15 protein-coding genes are annotated in these 14,454 nt (G+C 58.8%); 8 read left to right on the top strand and 7 right to left on the bottom strand.

What is annotated here, in order from left to right:
- The 4 genes from AC0V6U_RS08610 to AC0V6U_RS08595 all read right to left on the bottom strand — a co-directional run bounded on the left by AC0V6U_RS08610 (nt 1) and on the right by AC0V6U_RS08595 (nt 4,296).
- Nucleotides 1-870 carry an EAL domain-containing protein gene (locus AC0V6U_RS08610; RefSeq protein ID WP_472642761.1) on the bottom strand — a complete coding sequence of 290 codons (870 nt, stop codon included), beginning with the start codon at nt 868-870 and terminating at the stop codon, nt 1-3.
- A complete protein-coding gene (locus tag AC0V6U_RS08605; protein ID WP_472642760.1) occupies nt 848-2,353 on the bottom strand; it encodes a CHASE2 domain-containing protein in 1,506 nt (501 codons plus the stop codon). The genes AC0V6U_RS08610 and AC0V6U_RS08605 overlap by 23 nt, the downstream gene beginning before the upstream one ends.
- A 134-nt stretch (nt 2,354-2,487) precedes the next feature.
- Complete coding sequence (locus AC0V6U_RS08600) at nt 2,488-3,111, bottom strand: hypothetical protein (RefSeq protein ID WP_472642759.1); 624 nt, start codon at nt 3,109-3,111, stop codon at nt 2,488-2,490.
- A 516-nt stretch (nt 3,112-3,627) separates the two neighbouring features.
- Nucleotides 3,628-4,296, bottom strand: a complete 669-nt coding sequence (locus AC0V6U_RS08595; RefSeq protein ID WP_472642758.1) for a FecR domain-containing protein — start codon at nt 4,294-4,296, stop codon at nt 3,628-3,630.
- A gap of 221 nt (nt 4,297-4,517) precedes the next feature.
- On the opposite strand from AC0V6U_RS08595, the gene AC0V6U_RS08590 reads away from it, so the two are divergent.
- The 4 genes from AC0V6U_RS08590 to AC0V6U_RS08575 all read left to right on the top strand — a co-directional run bounded on the left by AC0V6U_RS08590 (nt 4,518) and on the right by AC0V6U_RS08575 (nt 8,062).
- Nucleotides 4,518-6,074, top strand: coding sequence for a ShlB/FhaC/HecB family hemolysin secretion/activation protein (locus AC0V6U_RS08590; protein WP_486169426.1), 1,557 nt, complete (start codon nt 4,518-4,520; stop codon nt 6,072-6,074).
- Nucleotides 6,075-6,141: 67 nt separating this feature from the next.
- The gene (locus AC0V6U_RS08585) at nt 6,142-6,492 is read left to right on the top strand and encodes a thiol-disulfide oxidoreductase DCC family protein (protein WP_472642756.1); all 351 of its coding nucleotides are present in this window, start codon (nt 6,142-6,144) and stop codon (nt 6,490-6,492) included.
- Nucleotides 6,493-6,576: 84 nt separating this feature from the next.
- On the top strand, nt 6,577-7,737 hold the full coding sequence (locus tag AC0V6U_RS08580) for an alpha-hydroxy-acid oxidizing protein (RefSeq protein WP_472642755.1): 1,161 nt from the start codon (nt 6,577-6,579) through the stop codon (nt 7,735-7,737).
- 160 nt (nt 7,738-7,897) lie between these two features.
- Nucleotides 7,898-8,062, top strand: coding sequence for a hypothetical protein (locus tag AC0V6U_RS08575; RefSeq protein ID WP_472642754.1), 165 nt, complete (start codon nt 7,898-7,900; stop codon nt 8,060-8,062).
- Between the two features lie 17 nt (nt 8,063-8,079).
- Here the strand turns inward: AC0V6U_RS08575 and AC0V6U_RS08570 are convergent, their stop codons facing one another.
- Complete coding sequence (locus tag AC0V6U_RS08570; protein WP_472642753.1) at nt 8,080-9,528, bottom strand: NAD-dependent succinate-semialdehyde dehydrogenase; 1,449 nt, start codon at nt 9,526-9,528, stop codon at nt 8,080-8,082.
- 173 nt (nt 9,529-9,701) lie between these two features.
- Here AC0V6U_RS08570 and ald point away from each other — a divergent pair, with 173 nt between their 5' ends.
- Nucleotides 9,702-10,784 (top strand): alanine dehydrogenase, encoded by a 1,083-nt coding sequence (gene ald, locus AC0V6U_RS08565; protein ID WP_472642752.1) that lies wholly within the window; start codon nt 9,702-9,704, stop codon nt 10,782-10,784.
- 7 nt (nt 10,785-10,791) lie between these two features.
- Here the strand turns inward: ald and AC0V6U_RS08560 are convergent, their stop codons facing one another.
- Both AC0V6U_RS08560 and AC0V6U_RS08555 read right to left on the bottom strand, forming a co-directional pair.
- Nucleotides 10,792-11,325 (bottom strand): VOC family protein, encoded by a 534-nt coding sequence (locus tag AC0V6U_RS08560; RefSeq protein ID WP_472642751.1) that lies wholly within the window; start codon nt 11,323-11,325, stop codon nt 10,792-10,794.
- On the bottom strand, nt 11,325-11,969 hold the full coding sequence (locus AC0V6U_RS08555) for a carboxymuconolactone decarboxylase family protein (protein WP_472642750.1): 645 nt from the start codon (nt 11,967-11,969) through the stop codon (nt 11,325-11,327). The genes AC0V6U_RS08560 and AC0V6U_RS08555 overlap by 1 nt, the downstream gene beginning before the upstream one ends.
- Nucleotides 11,970-12,212: 243 nt before the next feature.
- Here AC0V6U_RS08555 and AC0V6U_RS08550 point away from each other — a divergent pair, with 243 nt between their 5' ends.
- The 3 genes from AC0V6U_RS08550 to AC0V6U_RS08540 all read left to right on the top strand — a co-directional run bounded on the left by AC0V6U_RS08550 (nt 12,213) and on the right by AC0V6U_RS08540 (nt 14,421).
- Nucleotides 12,213-12,878, top strand: a complete 666-nt coding sequence (locus AC0V6U_RS08550; RefSeq protein WP_472642749.1) for an alternative oxidase — start codon at nt 12,213-12,215, stop codon at nt 12,876-12,878.
- A gap of 68 nt (nt 12,879-12,946) precedes the next feature.
- A complete protein-coding gene (locus tag AC0V6U_RS08545; RefSeq protein WP_472642748.1) occupies nt 12,947-14,053 on the top strand; it encodes an S-(hydroxymethyl)glutathione dehydrogenase/class III alcohol dehydrogenase in 1,107 nt (368 codons plus the stop codon).
- Nucleotides 14,053-14,421, top strand: a complete 369-nt coding sequence (locus tag AC0V6U_RS08540; protein WP_472642747.1) for a cupin domain-containing protein — start codon at nt 14,053-14,055, stop codon at nt 14,419-14,421. The genes AC0V6U_RS08545 and AC0V6U_RS08540 overlap by 1 nt, the downstream gene beginning before the upstream one ends.
- The last annotated feature ends 33 nt before the right edge of the window (nt 14,422-14,454 follow it).

The following is a 14,454-nucleotide window of genomic DNA, read 5'->3' as shown; positions in this document are numbered from 1 at the left end:
TTACGCGGCTGCGGGTTTGGCAGCTAGCGTTTGAGCCGCTTCGGCGGATTTCAGAAATTCCACAAAGTCGGCCCAATCCATCGGTTTGCCGATTTCCCAGCCTTGCACATAGTCACAGCCGAACTCGGCGAGAGCCTCGATTGTCGCTGCGTCTTCAACGCCCTCTGCGACAATGTCGAACGAGAGCGCATGCGCCAGATCGATGGTGGATTGGACCATGATCCTGTCCGCGCGGTTGGCGACGAGATCGCGTACGAAACTCTGATCGAGCTTGATCTCTTGCGCGGGGAAGCCCTGCAGATAGTTGAGGGTTGCCTGACCCGTCCCATAGTCATCGATGGAAATGCGTGCACCGGCATCGGTAAGGCGCCTTAGTGTAGTCTTAGCCAGCTCTGGATCAGCCAGCGGTGCGCTCTCTGTTACTTCTAAGGTGATGCCAGATGCGCCTTTGCGATGCGCCTCCTCCATCATCGCGATTGCGCTATCGACGAAGGCGGCATCGGAGAGCAATTGCGCGGAAATGTTGACGGCCAATTGCACTGGCCGCCCGGCTTCATTGGCCTCGCGGCTGCGCTCCAGCGCCTTGGCGAGGACAAACTTCGTGAGGTCACTGACCTGGCCTTTAGTCTCCAAAATCGGGATGAAGTCAGCGGGTGAAATACGCCCCAAAGTCGGGCTGTCCCAGCGCACAAGGCATTCTGCGCCGTAGATTGCCCTGTCAGAAAGCCGCATTTTCGGTTGGAAGACAACGTGGATCGCATCGGTTTCCATCGCGTCGTCGAGTTCACCCAGAATTTGCTGCTGGAATTGCGCCTCATCCTGAAGGCCTAGCGCGCTGGTAGACCAGTCAATGCCGCGCCGGCAGGGCATATTCCGCCGCCGTCACAGCATCTGCGATGGAGCCTTGCGAGCTGCCGAAGAAAGCCTTGATCTTCAGCCGCTTCTCATCGAGATCAAATGGCGCCGCGAAGGAGGATTGCACCGACGCAAAGTGCTCTTCGAGCGCATCTGCGTGATCTTTCGGGACAAACCAGGCGAACATCGCGCGATCAAGTCGGTAAACCTGCTCTGACGCGGCGAGCGACGACAGCCGCTTGGCAATCTTGCGTTCGATGCGCGGGAGATCGGAACCAGAGACAATTGCCTCAATCTGCTCAAAGTCATCAATTCTCGCAACCGCAATCGCCCGGTTTGGTTGATCGGCAAGCTCAACTTCCAGCGCGCGGCGGTTCGGAAGACCGGATGCCCCATCCGTGCGCCGCGCACGGCGCAGGTTGAGCGCTGATGTGATCAGTCTGTGCAGTCCTACGAATGCGCCAAGCAAGATCATGATTGGGAAAAGTTGGATGTAGGGAAGCGCGAATTGATCAAAAGCGAGCGCGATGCCAGCGATCGTTGCTCCGATAACAACAGCGCCAAAGGCCACGCGAGAACGCCCTCTGGAAAGCGTGCGAAGCATGACCGCCAGAGCCATTGCAGCAATGGTCAGAGGCAGCCACGGTCCGCTGTCGCTGCGCATGCGATTTTGCAGCAAGGTTTCAGCCGCTTGCGCTTGGATCACGACACCGGGTCGAACCCCGAATAGGGCGGTTGGATAGCGGTCACCCAGCTCAATCGCTGTCGCGCCCACCATGATGCGTTTGCCGAATACCTGTTCGCGCGCGACTTTTCCCTCGAGCAAATCGACAAAGGAAATGCGCGCGATAGTGTCGGGATCGATCGCTTGGTCGACGCGGAAATACTGATCGATACGCCCATGTTCTTCTGCAACCATGCTGGCGATGGATGGGCGCGGGACGTCATTGGTAGAAACGCCGTAAGGGTAGAATTCAATGCGCCCATCAGCGTTTGGAAGCACATTGACGGCTGAGAGGAATGCGTGCTCACGAAACTCGGGCAGCGGCAAGGCCTCTGTGACATTCTCGCCGTCTTCGCCTTCCTTCGCCCGGTTTTCTTGGCGGAAGGTTGGTAGGACGACGGATCCACCCAGTTTTTTAAGCGCGCTTGCGAAAAGCGCGTCTTGCTCAGGTGATGAGCGCGACGAGAAATCGACATCGAAGGCGATTTGTTCGGCGCCCAATCGGTCCAACTCTAAAATGGCATCGGCATAGAAGCGCCGCGGCCAAGGCCATTGGTCGAGTGCCTGGATAGAGCGTCCGTCGATTTCGAGGACAACAATTTCACCGGATGCTTCGCTGATGCGTAGTTGGTCGCGGTTGTCGCGCAGCGTTTCTTCTGCGTTACTCGACAGCCCGCTCAGTATTGCGAACGATGCGATGAACAATGCAATCACAAAGGCAATCGCACGCGCGGCATTGCCCTGCATTGTGACCGAGGCATTGGCTAGCCGCACGCAAATACTCCAATTGGGCGGCTGAATGCCGCTCAGAAGTGAATGCGTATAATCAGAAAGGGTTTAAGCGAGGTTTCACTCGCGTTTGCCGGGAAAATCAGAGCTTTGGAGAGGTAAACGCCAATGCGGCTGGCTTAGTCGTTATTGCCTCGACCTTGACCAGGTCCGTTGCCGCCATCGCCACCCTCACCACGCTCGCCGCCTTCATCCGCGTCGTCGTCGTCATCGTCATCGTCATCGTCGCCGTTATTGCCTTGGCCGCGTCCGCGCTCGCCGCCTTCGCCGCCTTCACCGCGCTCTCCCGCATCGTCGTCATCGTCGTCATTGCCGCCCAGACCCAGGCCGAGGTCAGCACCAAGGTCGACTTCTTCGTTATCCGAGTCATCGTCTGGACCGCCAATGCCCGCATCGAGACCGACATCGTCACCATCGGAGCTGGGGCCGCCATTGCCGTTCCCATTGCCGTTGTTTCCGTTGCCGTTTCCGCCGCCGTTACCGTTGCCGATGCCATTGGCATTGCCATTGTTACCGCCAGAATTGCCGTTTCCGTTTCCGTTGCCAGGACCGTCGTCGTCGCTGTCGTCATTGTCTGAACCGAGGCCCAGATCTGCGCCAACGTCTACTTCTTCACTATCGGAATCATCAGCCGGGCCGCCCACGCCAGCATCGAGGCTTACGTCTTCGTCGGCGGCATCGTCTTCGGAGCCGTCATCGCCGGAGTCATCATCGCCTTCGCCAGCAGAACTTGCAGCGCCCATCCCTAGGTCAACGTCGTCATCGGAGCCGTCATCGTCGGAGTTAGGGCCGCCATTGCCGTTCCCATTTCCATTGTTCCCGTTACCGTTTCCGCTTCGGCGTTGTCATTGCCCATTCCATTGGCATTGCCATTGTTGCCGTCGGAATTGCCGTTGCCATTCTCGGCGCCAAGGTCCAGATCAATGTCGGTATCGGTCTCTTCTGCTGCTGGAGCCGCTTCGCTGCTATTGTCCTGAGTGACGAATTCGGTCGCCCCGCTCTCGCCATCTCCTGGTTCTGAGATGACAAAGTCCTGGACCGCGCTGCTTTCTGCTTCACTGCCGCTATCGATTATGTCGTCGTTTGCGCCTTCATAACTATCACCGTCTCCGCCAGACGCGGCGCCAATAGCGACCTGCAGTCCTGGAGCAGTCGCGCTCGCGCGGCCGGGGCCGTTTTGAGTGGTGGGTCCGGTCGCAACAGGCCCGGCGAATGGCCGATCACGGCTTACGTTGTCTGCTCTGGGCGCACGCTCAGAATTACCGCCAGCGCTGGCGATGCGTGTGGCTGGCTCTGCTGCTCGGCTGGCTCAGTGCGGGCACAAAACTTGGGTTGCCCCGCACGGTCGCTTCTTCCGCGCTGGGGCCATCGGGATCGTTCGAAATGACGATCAGATCACCGATCGCATCCGCTTCAACCAGCCCGACAAGGCCGGGGGTAAGCAGGGCTGCTTCCAGATCATCTCCGGTTGTGACTTCGACTGCACCTTCGGTTACCTGAACGCTGGTGCCATCATCGCCAACCGAGACATTGAACGTCGTGCCCTTGACCACAGCGGCCATGTACGGCGTCTCTACGCCAAAGTGCGGGGTGCTCTTCTTCTCGATCTTAAATAGCACATTGCCGAGATATTGGAAGATTTGCGTAACCGGACCGGCCTTTTCAGGCTCTGCAATGCGGATATGCGCCTTGGGCGAGACGACAAGGTATTCCTTGCCGCGCACCAATACAGCGCGGGCGCCCTTGCCGGTGCGGATCACATCGCCTTCGTTAAGGCGGCTGTCCTTGCGGGCTTGAATGACCTTGTCACCGCGCGTGATCGTGACCGACCCGCTGGCCTCTGAAACGCTCCAACCACTGCTGGCAATAGCGCTGGTGCTGGCCATCAAGGCGGCAACCAATATGGATTTCTTAGCAAGGCGGATCATTGGTTAGTCTCAAATAAGATTACAGTTCAGTGCAAGTATGCCTTTGAACCGCCGCCTCTAAAGGAGTGCTGAAGCGAGGTAGCTAACATTTCCCTAATTTCCCCTCGGGTAAGGGTTTATTAGCGCGCTACGGCTAGGCGCACGCCTCCATTCAGGAGGTTTCAATGCGTTTAACCAAGGCAGTTTTGTTGGGTGCATGTCTATGCATCACAGCGCCTGCGTTGAACGCGCAGGAGACCGCCAATCCGCCGCGGATCGCAATGCTCTCCGTTATGCAAAGCGGTGATGAAGTGCTGTACGGGCAGGGTGAGCAGCCCGCCGAAGAGCAACAAGCCAATCAAATCGGCGCGATTGTCATTCTCGGCAATGAGGCGATCGACGATGCGCGCTATCAAGCGGTCGTCGAGGGATTTTTTGGCGAAGAGCGCAGCGAAGAGGTGCTGGCTCAGCTGACCAAGCAGATCGCCGATCTCGCGAAAGAAGAGGGCTATGCCTATGTTAAGGCGGACGTGCTTGAGAATGACAATGGTTTTGGCGTCGTCCAGATCGCGGTCGATGAGGGCCGCGTCGATGCAATCGAGATCAATGGCTACGACAATGCTCAGGCTCGCCGAATTCTGAACCGCCTTCAGGGCCGACCGGTCAAGCAAAGCGATTTGGAAGCGGCACTGCTGCTGGTCACCGACATTCCTTCAGTGCGATTGAAGGACGCCAAGATCTCGCGCCGTGATGGCCGCGCCATTCTGGTCGTCAACCTTGATCAGCAAAAGGATCGCTATCAAATCCAGGCGGACAATTACGGCACGCGTTCGTTCGGTCCGTACCGCGCAGTAGCCTCCACCCGTCAGACCGATGTGCTCAACTCTTCGGATCAGCTTTACGCTGCCCTGCGGATCAATCCTGTCGATCCAGAAGAGTTGCTGTTTGTTTCCGGTTCTTACCGGGCACAGGTCAACAGCTCTGGCCTCACTGCAGGGATCAATGGCTCGATTGGCTCGACTTCGCCAGAGGGACCATTTGGTGACAGCGATGTAAACGGGGACTCGTTGAGGGCAGGCATATCGCTCGATCAACCGATCATCAGGTCGAAGGATAAGAGTCTGTGGGTCAATGGCAATGTTTCGTACATTGCAATCGAACAGGACGAGCTGGGGCAGATGCTGCGCGATGATACGATCGTTACCGCATCGATTGGCATCACAACGCAATGGGCGGTCGCTGGCGGACGCGTTCGCGCCGGGGCAAGCCATGTTCGCGGGCTTGGTATCTTGGGCGCAAGCAGGCGCGGTGATCCACTGGTCTCGCGCAGCGATGGCGACGGGGTCTTCTCCAAGGTGTCGTTCTGGGGCGATGCGCGTTTGCCGGTTGCTGGCCGCTTTGATGTCTATTTCGCAGCCGGGGGCCAGATTGCAGACCGTCCGCTGCTAGCCCCGCAAGAGATGGCGCTGGGCGGGCCGTTCCGCACGCGCGGATATGATTTCAGCGAAGTTCTTGGCGATGAAGGCGTCTATGGCCTGGCAGAACTGCGCTATCGCTTTGCGCCCGACAAATTACCTTTCGACTTTCTCCAGTTCTACGCCTTTCTCGATGGCGGCTACGTCACGGATATCGGCGCTGGCGTGGGAGAGGGCTCACTGTTCTCAGCCGGGCCAGGCGTGCGCGGCCGCATCGGACCGGTCGGTTTTGAGATCGAAGGCGGCTTCCCATTGGGCGGCAGCGCAGAGCGCGGCGATGACAACTCACCGGAGTTGAACGTGCGCGCCGGGATCAACTTCTGAGCGCACAACGCAGGCTTTCTTAAGCTGATCGGTTGATAATTGGCCGCTGCGTTCGCATCTGTAAGATATGGCTAAAGTCACAGTTTGGTTTGACGGGGCATGTCCGCTGTGCACCCGAGAGATTGCATTGATGCGGCGCATGGACACGTCCAAAGCGGTGGAGTTCGTCGATGTTTCGGGGGAACCGGGCGAGGCCGTCTGCCCAATCGATCAAGCGCAATTGCTCGCGCGGTTTCACGCCAGCGAAGACGGGCAGTTGCTTAGCGGCGCTGCCGCTTTCGCTGCAATGTGGCGCGCGATCCCGCTCTTCCGGCCGCTGGGCCTGCTCGCTCGCAACCGGGTTGTGCTCAGCATTCTGGAACGGCTTTATGTCCAGTTCTTGAAGGCGCGCCCGGCCTTACAGCGCTTTTTTGAGTAGAGCCGATCAAGCAAAAACCATTTGCTTCAAGCTCCTCTTCGCCCCAAGCTCGCGATCAAAGAATGATCGGGAGAGGGTTGAGCGATGAGCTATTTCGGAGCGATGCAGAACGAGATTTATAACGCCGGGCTGCAAGGCATTTTGCCCGAGTTTCCGGTTGATTTTGCGACGCTGGAAAAGCGCGCGCATGAAGCGCTTGGTCCGTCATTGACCAATTATGTCGCGGGCGGGTGCGGCGATGAGCACACACAAGACAGCAACTCATCCGCCTTTCATCATTGGGGCATGATCCCGCGCATGATGGTCGACGCGCAGGAGCGGGACCTCTCGATTGAGCTGTTCGGCATGAAGCTGCCAACCCCTCTGTTCATGGCGCCAATTGGGCTGACGGGAGAGGCGACGCAGGACAAGCATGGCGATATCGCTGCGGCGCAGGCGTCGGCTGCGACAGGCGTGCCGCTGTGCGCCTCGACGCTGGCGAATGACAGCATGGAGGATGTGCATAGCGCCTGCGGTGACACGCCAGGCTTCTTTCAGCTTTACACGCCGCGTCACAAAGGGCTCGCCGAGAGCCTGATTGGCCGGGCTGAGGCCGCTGGATACAAAGCTCTGGTGGTCACGCTCGACACATGGGTGACGGGCTGGCGACCGCGTGATCTCAACGCCTCTAACTTCCCGCAATTGCGCGGCAAGGTGCTGCACAATTACTTCTGCGATCCGGTGTTCCGTTCGCTGCTTGAAAAGCCGCCTGAAGAGGATCCCAAGACCGCGATCATGACTTGGGCTGCGACCTTTGGTCAGGTGCTGACCTGGGACGACATGAAATGGCTGAAATCGGTGACGAAGCTGCCGATTGTGCTGAAGGGCATTTGCCACCCGGATGACGCGAAGAAGGCCGTGGATACTGGCGCTGACGGGATCTACTGCTCCAATCACGGCGGTCGGCAGGCAAATGGCGGGATCGCAACAATCGACCTGCTCGAAGACGTGGTGCAGGCCTCTGGCGGCGTGCCGGTGCTGTTCGATAGCGGCATTCGCTCCGGCACAGATGTGGTGAAGGCTCTGGCCTTGGGCGCGACCGCTGTCGGTGTCGGCAGGCCTTACACTTATGGGCTGGCCCTGGGGGGCGCGAAGGGCGCAGAGTTTGTGCTGAGGTCGATCCTGGCCGAGGCAGACTTGCTGATGGCGGTGAACGGTTACCCAACTTTGGAGGCCGTTCGCGCGGCGGGGGCTCAGCGGGTTTAGACCGCCTTTTACCCGAGCTTAAGCAGCGTGACCGGCTGAGAAAGCCAGTTCTCGCAGTTATTTATGCGAAAAATACGACTCTGTTTCCAGATTATTAGGTGTTAGCCCTTAGACAGCTAAACATAGCGATTCGAGGCAATCGCCTCTTGGGGAAGCAGAAATGGAAATACCGACGATCAGGTCGAGTGGCCCAGATGCGATGGGCCGGACGGTTCAACTTCAAGACGAATATTCGCGCCGAGCGCGTTGGGGCCGGATCAAGCCGATGGAAAGCCACGGTCCAATGCGCCGCATTCTTTCGCGCATCGTTCCCATTCTCGACTGAGGCCAAACCGGCTGAGTTCAGCCCGCTTTGCCAACTGTGACGAGCTTCGTCTCCGTGTATCCGAGATAGCCTTCTACGCCGCTTTCTGAGCCAAATCCGCTGTCGCCGACGCCGCCAAATGGGGTTTCGGGTGAAGACACAGCCAGGTGGTTGATTGCCACCATTCCCGCGCGCAAATTTTGACCCAAGAAATGACTTTCATCCAGCGAGCTGGTGAAGGCATAGGCGGCTAAGCCATAGCGAAGTGCGTTGGCCGTCTCGACCGCATCTTCGAGCGTATCATAGGGCACAATCCCAGCGATCGGGCCGAACGGCTCTTCCGTCATCAGCCGGCTGTCCATGCTGGGGTTTGCCACCACTGTGGGCTGGTAGAAGAAGCCGCTGCCATCAATTGCAGCGCCTCCGGTTACGATTTCTCCTTTGCCGCCGCCAAGATCGCCGAGCGCATGCGCCATGGCCGGGACGCGGCGTTCATGCGCGAGCGGTCCCATTTCGACGCTTTCATCCGCGCCCGCATCGCCAACTTTGATCTGAGCAGCGCGGGCCGCAAATTCGCTGACGAACTTGTCGTACACGCCGCGCGCCACGAGGAAGCGCGTTGGCGATACGCACACTTGCCCAGCATTGCGGAATTTGCCCGCAACACAGGCGGCGAGACTGCGCTCGAAATCTGCGGTTTCGCTGATGATGACCGGTGCATGCCCGCCAAGCTCTGGCGTAAAGCGTTTCATGTTCTGCGCAGCGAGCGCGCCGAGATGTTTGCCGACCGCCGTTGAGCCAGTGAAGCTGATCTTGCGGGTGATTGGGGAGGCGATCAAATGCTCTGACACAGGGCCGGGATCACCGTAGACTAGGTTGATGACGCCCTTTGGCAGTCCGCCATCGACCAGTGCCTCGACGTGCATTTGCGCAGATGCCGGGGTGTCTTCGGCGGGTTTGAGGATCACCGAGCAGCCAGCAGCCAGCGCTCCGCCCAACTTGCGCGCTGCCAGGTTCACAGGGAAGTTCCATGGAGTCAGCAACACCGCTGGGCCGACTGGCATATGAAGCACTTGCTGAGACAAAAGGCCGTGATGGCGCGGCGGCACCAGACGGCCGCCTTGGCGCTTGGCCTCCTCAGCTAGAAAATCGATCACATCGCCAGAGACCACCACTTCGGGTAGCGCCTGTGCGCGCGGCTTGCCCATTTCAGCGGTGATGATATCGGCGATTTGCGGCGCGCGTTCGCGCAGGATTTCGGCGCCGCGGCGCAATATATTATAGCGCTCAATACCCGGCGTGTTGCTCCAGATTTTGAAGCCTTCATCAGCTGCTGCGAGCGCTGCATCAAGCTGCTCGGTCGAGGCCTTTGGACATTGGCCAAGCACCGACTCAGTGGCCGGATTGGTAACAGCCATCGTACCATCGCCGCCGTCCGTAACCCACTCGCCGCCGATCAGCATTTTGATTTGAGGATAGGCGGTCATAGCAATTCTCCAGGCTAATAAACGCGCGCCAATTGCTGCGCGGTGATGTGCGGGCGCAGTCTCACCAAACCCAGCGAAGGAAAGCAAGCATGTTTGTTTCGATTGTAACTTTGTTGCGCGTCGCCTAAGGTCGAGTCGAACCCAATGTACCCATATTCCCCCAGGAGTTCGGCATGCTTGTTGGCGTCCCTAAAGAAATCAAAACTCATGAATATCGTGTCGGTCTGACCCCAGAGGCGGCGCGTGAATACATTGCCGCTGGCCACCAAGTGCTTGTCGAAACCGGCGCGGGCCTAGGCATCAGCAAGGATGACGATGTCTACCGCGCTGCGGGCGCACAGATCGCGGCTGATGCCTCTGAAGTGTTCGCCAAAGCCGACATGATCGTGAAGGTCAAAGAGCCTCAGCCAAGCGAATGGGTGCAGCTGCGCGAGGGACAAATCCTCTTCACTTATCTGCACCTCGCGCCCGATCCCGATCAAGCGCGCGGCCTGATGGAAGCGGGCGTATCAGCGGTTGCTTATGAGACTGTGACCGACCGTCATGGCGGGCTGCCATTGCTTGCCCCGATGAGCGAAGTTGCTGGACGGCTTTCGATTGAAGCGGCCGGCATGGCTCTGCGCGCGAACAATGGCGGGCGCGGCACTTTGATGGGCGGCGTACCGGGCGTTCTGCCAGCGAAAGTGGTTGTGCTAGGCGGCGGCGTTGTTGGAACGCAGGCGGCCCGCATGGCCGTGGGCATGGGCGCGAATGTCGAGATTTTCGATCGCTCGCTACCTCGCATCCGCCAATTGGACGATATGTTCCAAGGGCGCGCGACGACGCGCTACTCCACCTCTTCCACGATCGAGCAAGCGATCACTGACGCGGACGTCGTGGTCGGCGCGGTCCTGATCCCCGGCGCCAGCGCGCCGCATTTGGTCACGCGCGAAATGCTGGGCCTGATGAAGAACCGCGCGGTTCTGGTGGATGTGGCGATCGACCAAGGCGGCGCGTTCGAAATGTCAAAGCCGACAACGCATGAGGCCCCGACCTATGAGGTTGATGGGATCATCCACTATTGCGTCGCCAATATGCCCGGCGCGGTGCCGCTCACCTCGAGCTATGCGCTCAACAATGCGACCCTGCCATTTGGCTTGGCGCTCGCGAATAAGGGCGTGGCTGCGTGCGAAGAAGACCCGCATCTCGCGCCTGGCCTTAATGTCCACCAGGGCAAGATCGTGAACCAAGCAGTGGCGGACAGCCTCGGTTTCTGACCCTAGCCTAGCTGACAGGTTCAGGCCGCCAGGATTTGACCTTTGCTGGCGGCGGCGAGGGCTTAAACTCGGTTTCGCTTAGTGCGGCGATGGCGCGCTCTCGGTCCGCTTCGGTGAAATCGCCCGAGGTGAGGCAGAACTCGACGGCATTGCCGCTCGGGTCGGTGGTGTAGATCGATTTGCACCAATTGTGGTCGATCTCAAACACGGCGAGGCCCGCCGCCTGCCACTTCTTGCGCCACGTGGTCAGTTCTTCGTCGGAACTGACTGAAAAGGCGTAGTGATTGGTCATTGGCGGCAGTTTCGCGGCCTTGTTGAGATCGAAGATATAGTCTTCTGCGCCGGGGCCATCGTGGAGCTCCCAAAACGCGATGAAGCAGCTGTCATCGCCGCCGATCCGATAGAAGAAATGCTTGCCCCAGCCGCCCGACATGATCGGGGCAACTTCGACTTTGACCAGCTCAAAACCCATCACACCTTCATAAAATTCGTGGGTCGCCTGCATGTCTTTCGCGGCGAGTGCGAGGTGGTGGTAGGGCATCAATCGTCCTCCGGTTTATCGACCATTGTCATGACGTCGGCGGAATTGCCATCGGGCGTGGGCACTTCGACCACGCGCTCCTCAACATCGTCATATTCCAGCCGCAGCGCGCGGCTCATCACGGCGTGCATCATATAGGTGCAGGTGATGTAGGTCAGCTCGAGGATTTCCTCGTCGCTCAATTGCGCTTTGAGGCTTGCGAACACGCCATCGGGCACGCGGCCATGCTGCAGCACGAGGGCATCGGTGTATGCGAGCACCGCGCGCTCCGCCGGACTGAAGCAATCGGCGACAGACCAAGCTGGGATCGCCTCAATCTGCTGTTCTGTCAGGCCGGCATCGCGGGAGGCCTTGCAATGCTGAGAGAAGACAAACTGCGAGCCGACCACATAGCCTGCGCGCGTCTGGCCCAGCTCGCGCAGCTTGGGGTCGATCTTGCGTTCAGGCGAGCGGTAGAACTGAAAGCCCTCGGTCGTGTGTTTGAAGGCATCGGGCACGATGTTGAACACCGTCCACCAATTGCCCGGTGTCCCAGTTGCGGTTCCCGGCTGCTCGACAGGATCGCGGTCACCGAACAGCAGATTGAAGATTTGATTGGCAAAGGGGTTTTCAGCCTCACGGCCAGCTTGTTTCAGACGGGGCATTGCCGGATGGTCTCCTGATAGCACCGCCCCTGTTCTAGACAGGATGAGGATTTGCTCAAGCGAGCGGCGCGCATGGAGTAGAGAGTTGCAAAAAACTGAACATATGCTGCCGCGAATCCGATGTTTATTCCGGATCAGAACGGGCATTTGAGCGTTGAGTAAAGGAAGCATGTCTGAACATGGTCGCAGCGCGCGGGGGAGACTCAGCTCCTCGGTTGCCAAGCGGCTCTACGGAAGTGGTAAATGAAACACCTGAACACCGCACCTTTGGTTCGCCAAGTGAACCTCGACGCAGAGCTGGATATCCATGTCGCGCCGGTCACAACCAGCGACAAGGTCGCCTTTGCCTTTGTCAAAATGCTGCGGTTCTTTGCCGATAAGTTCTTCGCCACCCGCTATGGCCACCGCGCCGTTGTGCTGGAGACGGTGGCGGCAGTGCCCGGAATGGTCGGCGGCCTGTGGCAGCACCTCAAGGCGCTGCGCTACATCCGCGATGATGAAGGCTGGATCCGCACTTTGCTGGAAGAGGCAGAGAACGAACGGATGCATCTGATGACCTTTATCAAGATCGCTGATCCGAACCGGTTTGAGCGTATGCTGATCATGGTAACTCAGCTGATCTTCTACAATTTCTATTTCTGGCTCTATCTGTTTGCGCCGCGCACGGCGCACCGGGTGGTGGCCTATTTCGAGGAAGAAGCGGTCTTCAGCTACACCCAATATCTCGCCGAGGTTGATGCTGGGCGGCATGAGAATGTGCCAGCCCCTCAGATTGCCATCGACTATTGGCAATTGCCGCAGGACGCGCGGCTGCGCGATGTGATTATCGCCGTTCGTGCGGACGAGGCGGAGCACCGCGACGTCAATCACGACTTTGTGACTGTGATCGACAACAAGCGCGCTGACTGATCTGCGCGCTTGACGCGGGCCCCGCGCTGGTGTTGCGTTTCTCTCGATTTGAATGAGAGAGACGCACCATGAAAACCAGAGCCGCCGTTGCATTTGAAGCCAAAAGGCCGCTTGAGATTGTCGAGCTGGATCTGGAAGGGCCGAAGGCGGGCGAGGTTCTGGTCGAGATTATGGCGACCGGGATTTGCCACACCGACGCCTACACTCTGGACGGGCTGGATAGCGAAGGTCTGTTCCCCAGCATCTTGGGCCATGAAGGCGCCGGGATTGTGCGAGAAGTTGGCGCAGGCGTGACCTCAGTTGTGCCCGGCGATCACGTCATCCCGCTCTACACGCCGGAATGCAGGCAGTGCAAAATGTGCCTGTCTGGCAAGACCAATCTGTGCAGCGCGATCCGTGAGACGCAGGGCAAGGGTCTGATGCCGGATGGCACTTCGCGGTTCAGTTATAAGGGCGAGACGATCTACCATTATATGGGTTGCTCGACGTTCTCTAACTTCACGGTTTTGCCAGAGATCGCCGTCGCCAAGATCCGCACCGACGCGCCGTTTGAAAGTGCGTGTTATGTCGGCTGCGGGGTGACGACAGGTGTGGGGGCGGTGACCAATACGGCTCAGGTGAAGCCCGGCGACAATGTCGTCGTGTTCGGCCTTGGCGGCATTGGCCTTAACGTGATCCAAGGCGCAAAGATGGCTGGCGCTGACCGGATTGTGGGCGTCGACCTAAACCCAGCGAAACGCGAGTGGGGCGAGAAGTTCGGCATGACCGATTTCGTGAACCCCAAAGAGACTTCTGACGTGGTTGGCCATCTGGTGGAAATGCTGGACGGCGGCGCGGACTATTCGTTTGATTGCACGGGCAATACCGAAGTCATGCGCCAAGCATTGGAATGCTGTCACAAGGGCTGGGGCACCAGCATCATCATCGGCGTAGCGGAAGCTGGCAAAGAGATCGCTACGCGTCCGTTTCAGCTGGTGACCGGGCGCAATTGGCGCGGCACGGCCTTTGGCGGGGCGAAGGGGCGGACCGATGTTCCCAAGATTGTCGACTGGTACATGCAGGGCAAGATTGCGATTGATCCGATGATCACTCACACCCTGTCACTGGAAGAGATCAACAAGGGTTTTGACCTGATGCACTCTGGCGAGAGCATCCGCAGCGTGGTGGTGTATTGATGGCAAGCGAAACCCCAAGCAAGATCAATCTGGCCGACAAGTTTGCGGGCTTCTCTGAGCATTGGGCGCCGCGTCTTGCCGCGCGTTACAATGGCAATGAGGTGCGCCTCGCAAAGGTTGATGGCGAGTTCCATTGGCACAAACATGACGACACCGATGAGCTGTTCCTGGTGGTCGAAGGCGCGCTTGAAATGGAGTTTCGAGATCGCACAGAGCACCTGTCCGCAGGGGAGATGATTGTCGTCCCGCGCGGCGTCGAACACCGTCCCTGCGCGCGGCAGGGCGAGGTCAAGCTGGTGATCATCGACGCCGAAGGCACGGCGAATACCGGCGATGAGGCAACGGCATTTACCCCGATCGAAGTTTGACGGTTTGAAAGAGCAGCGGCGGTGTTATCGCCG

Source organism: Erythrobacter sp. W36 (assembly GCF_057364935.1).
Note: the sequence above shows the minus strand (reverse complement) of the source record. Positions and strands in the feature narration are given on the sequence as shown.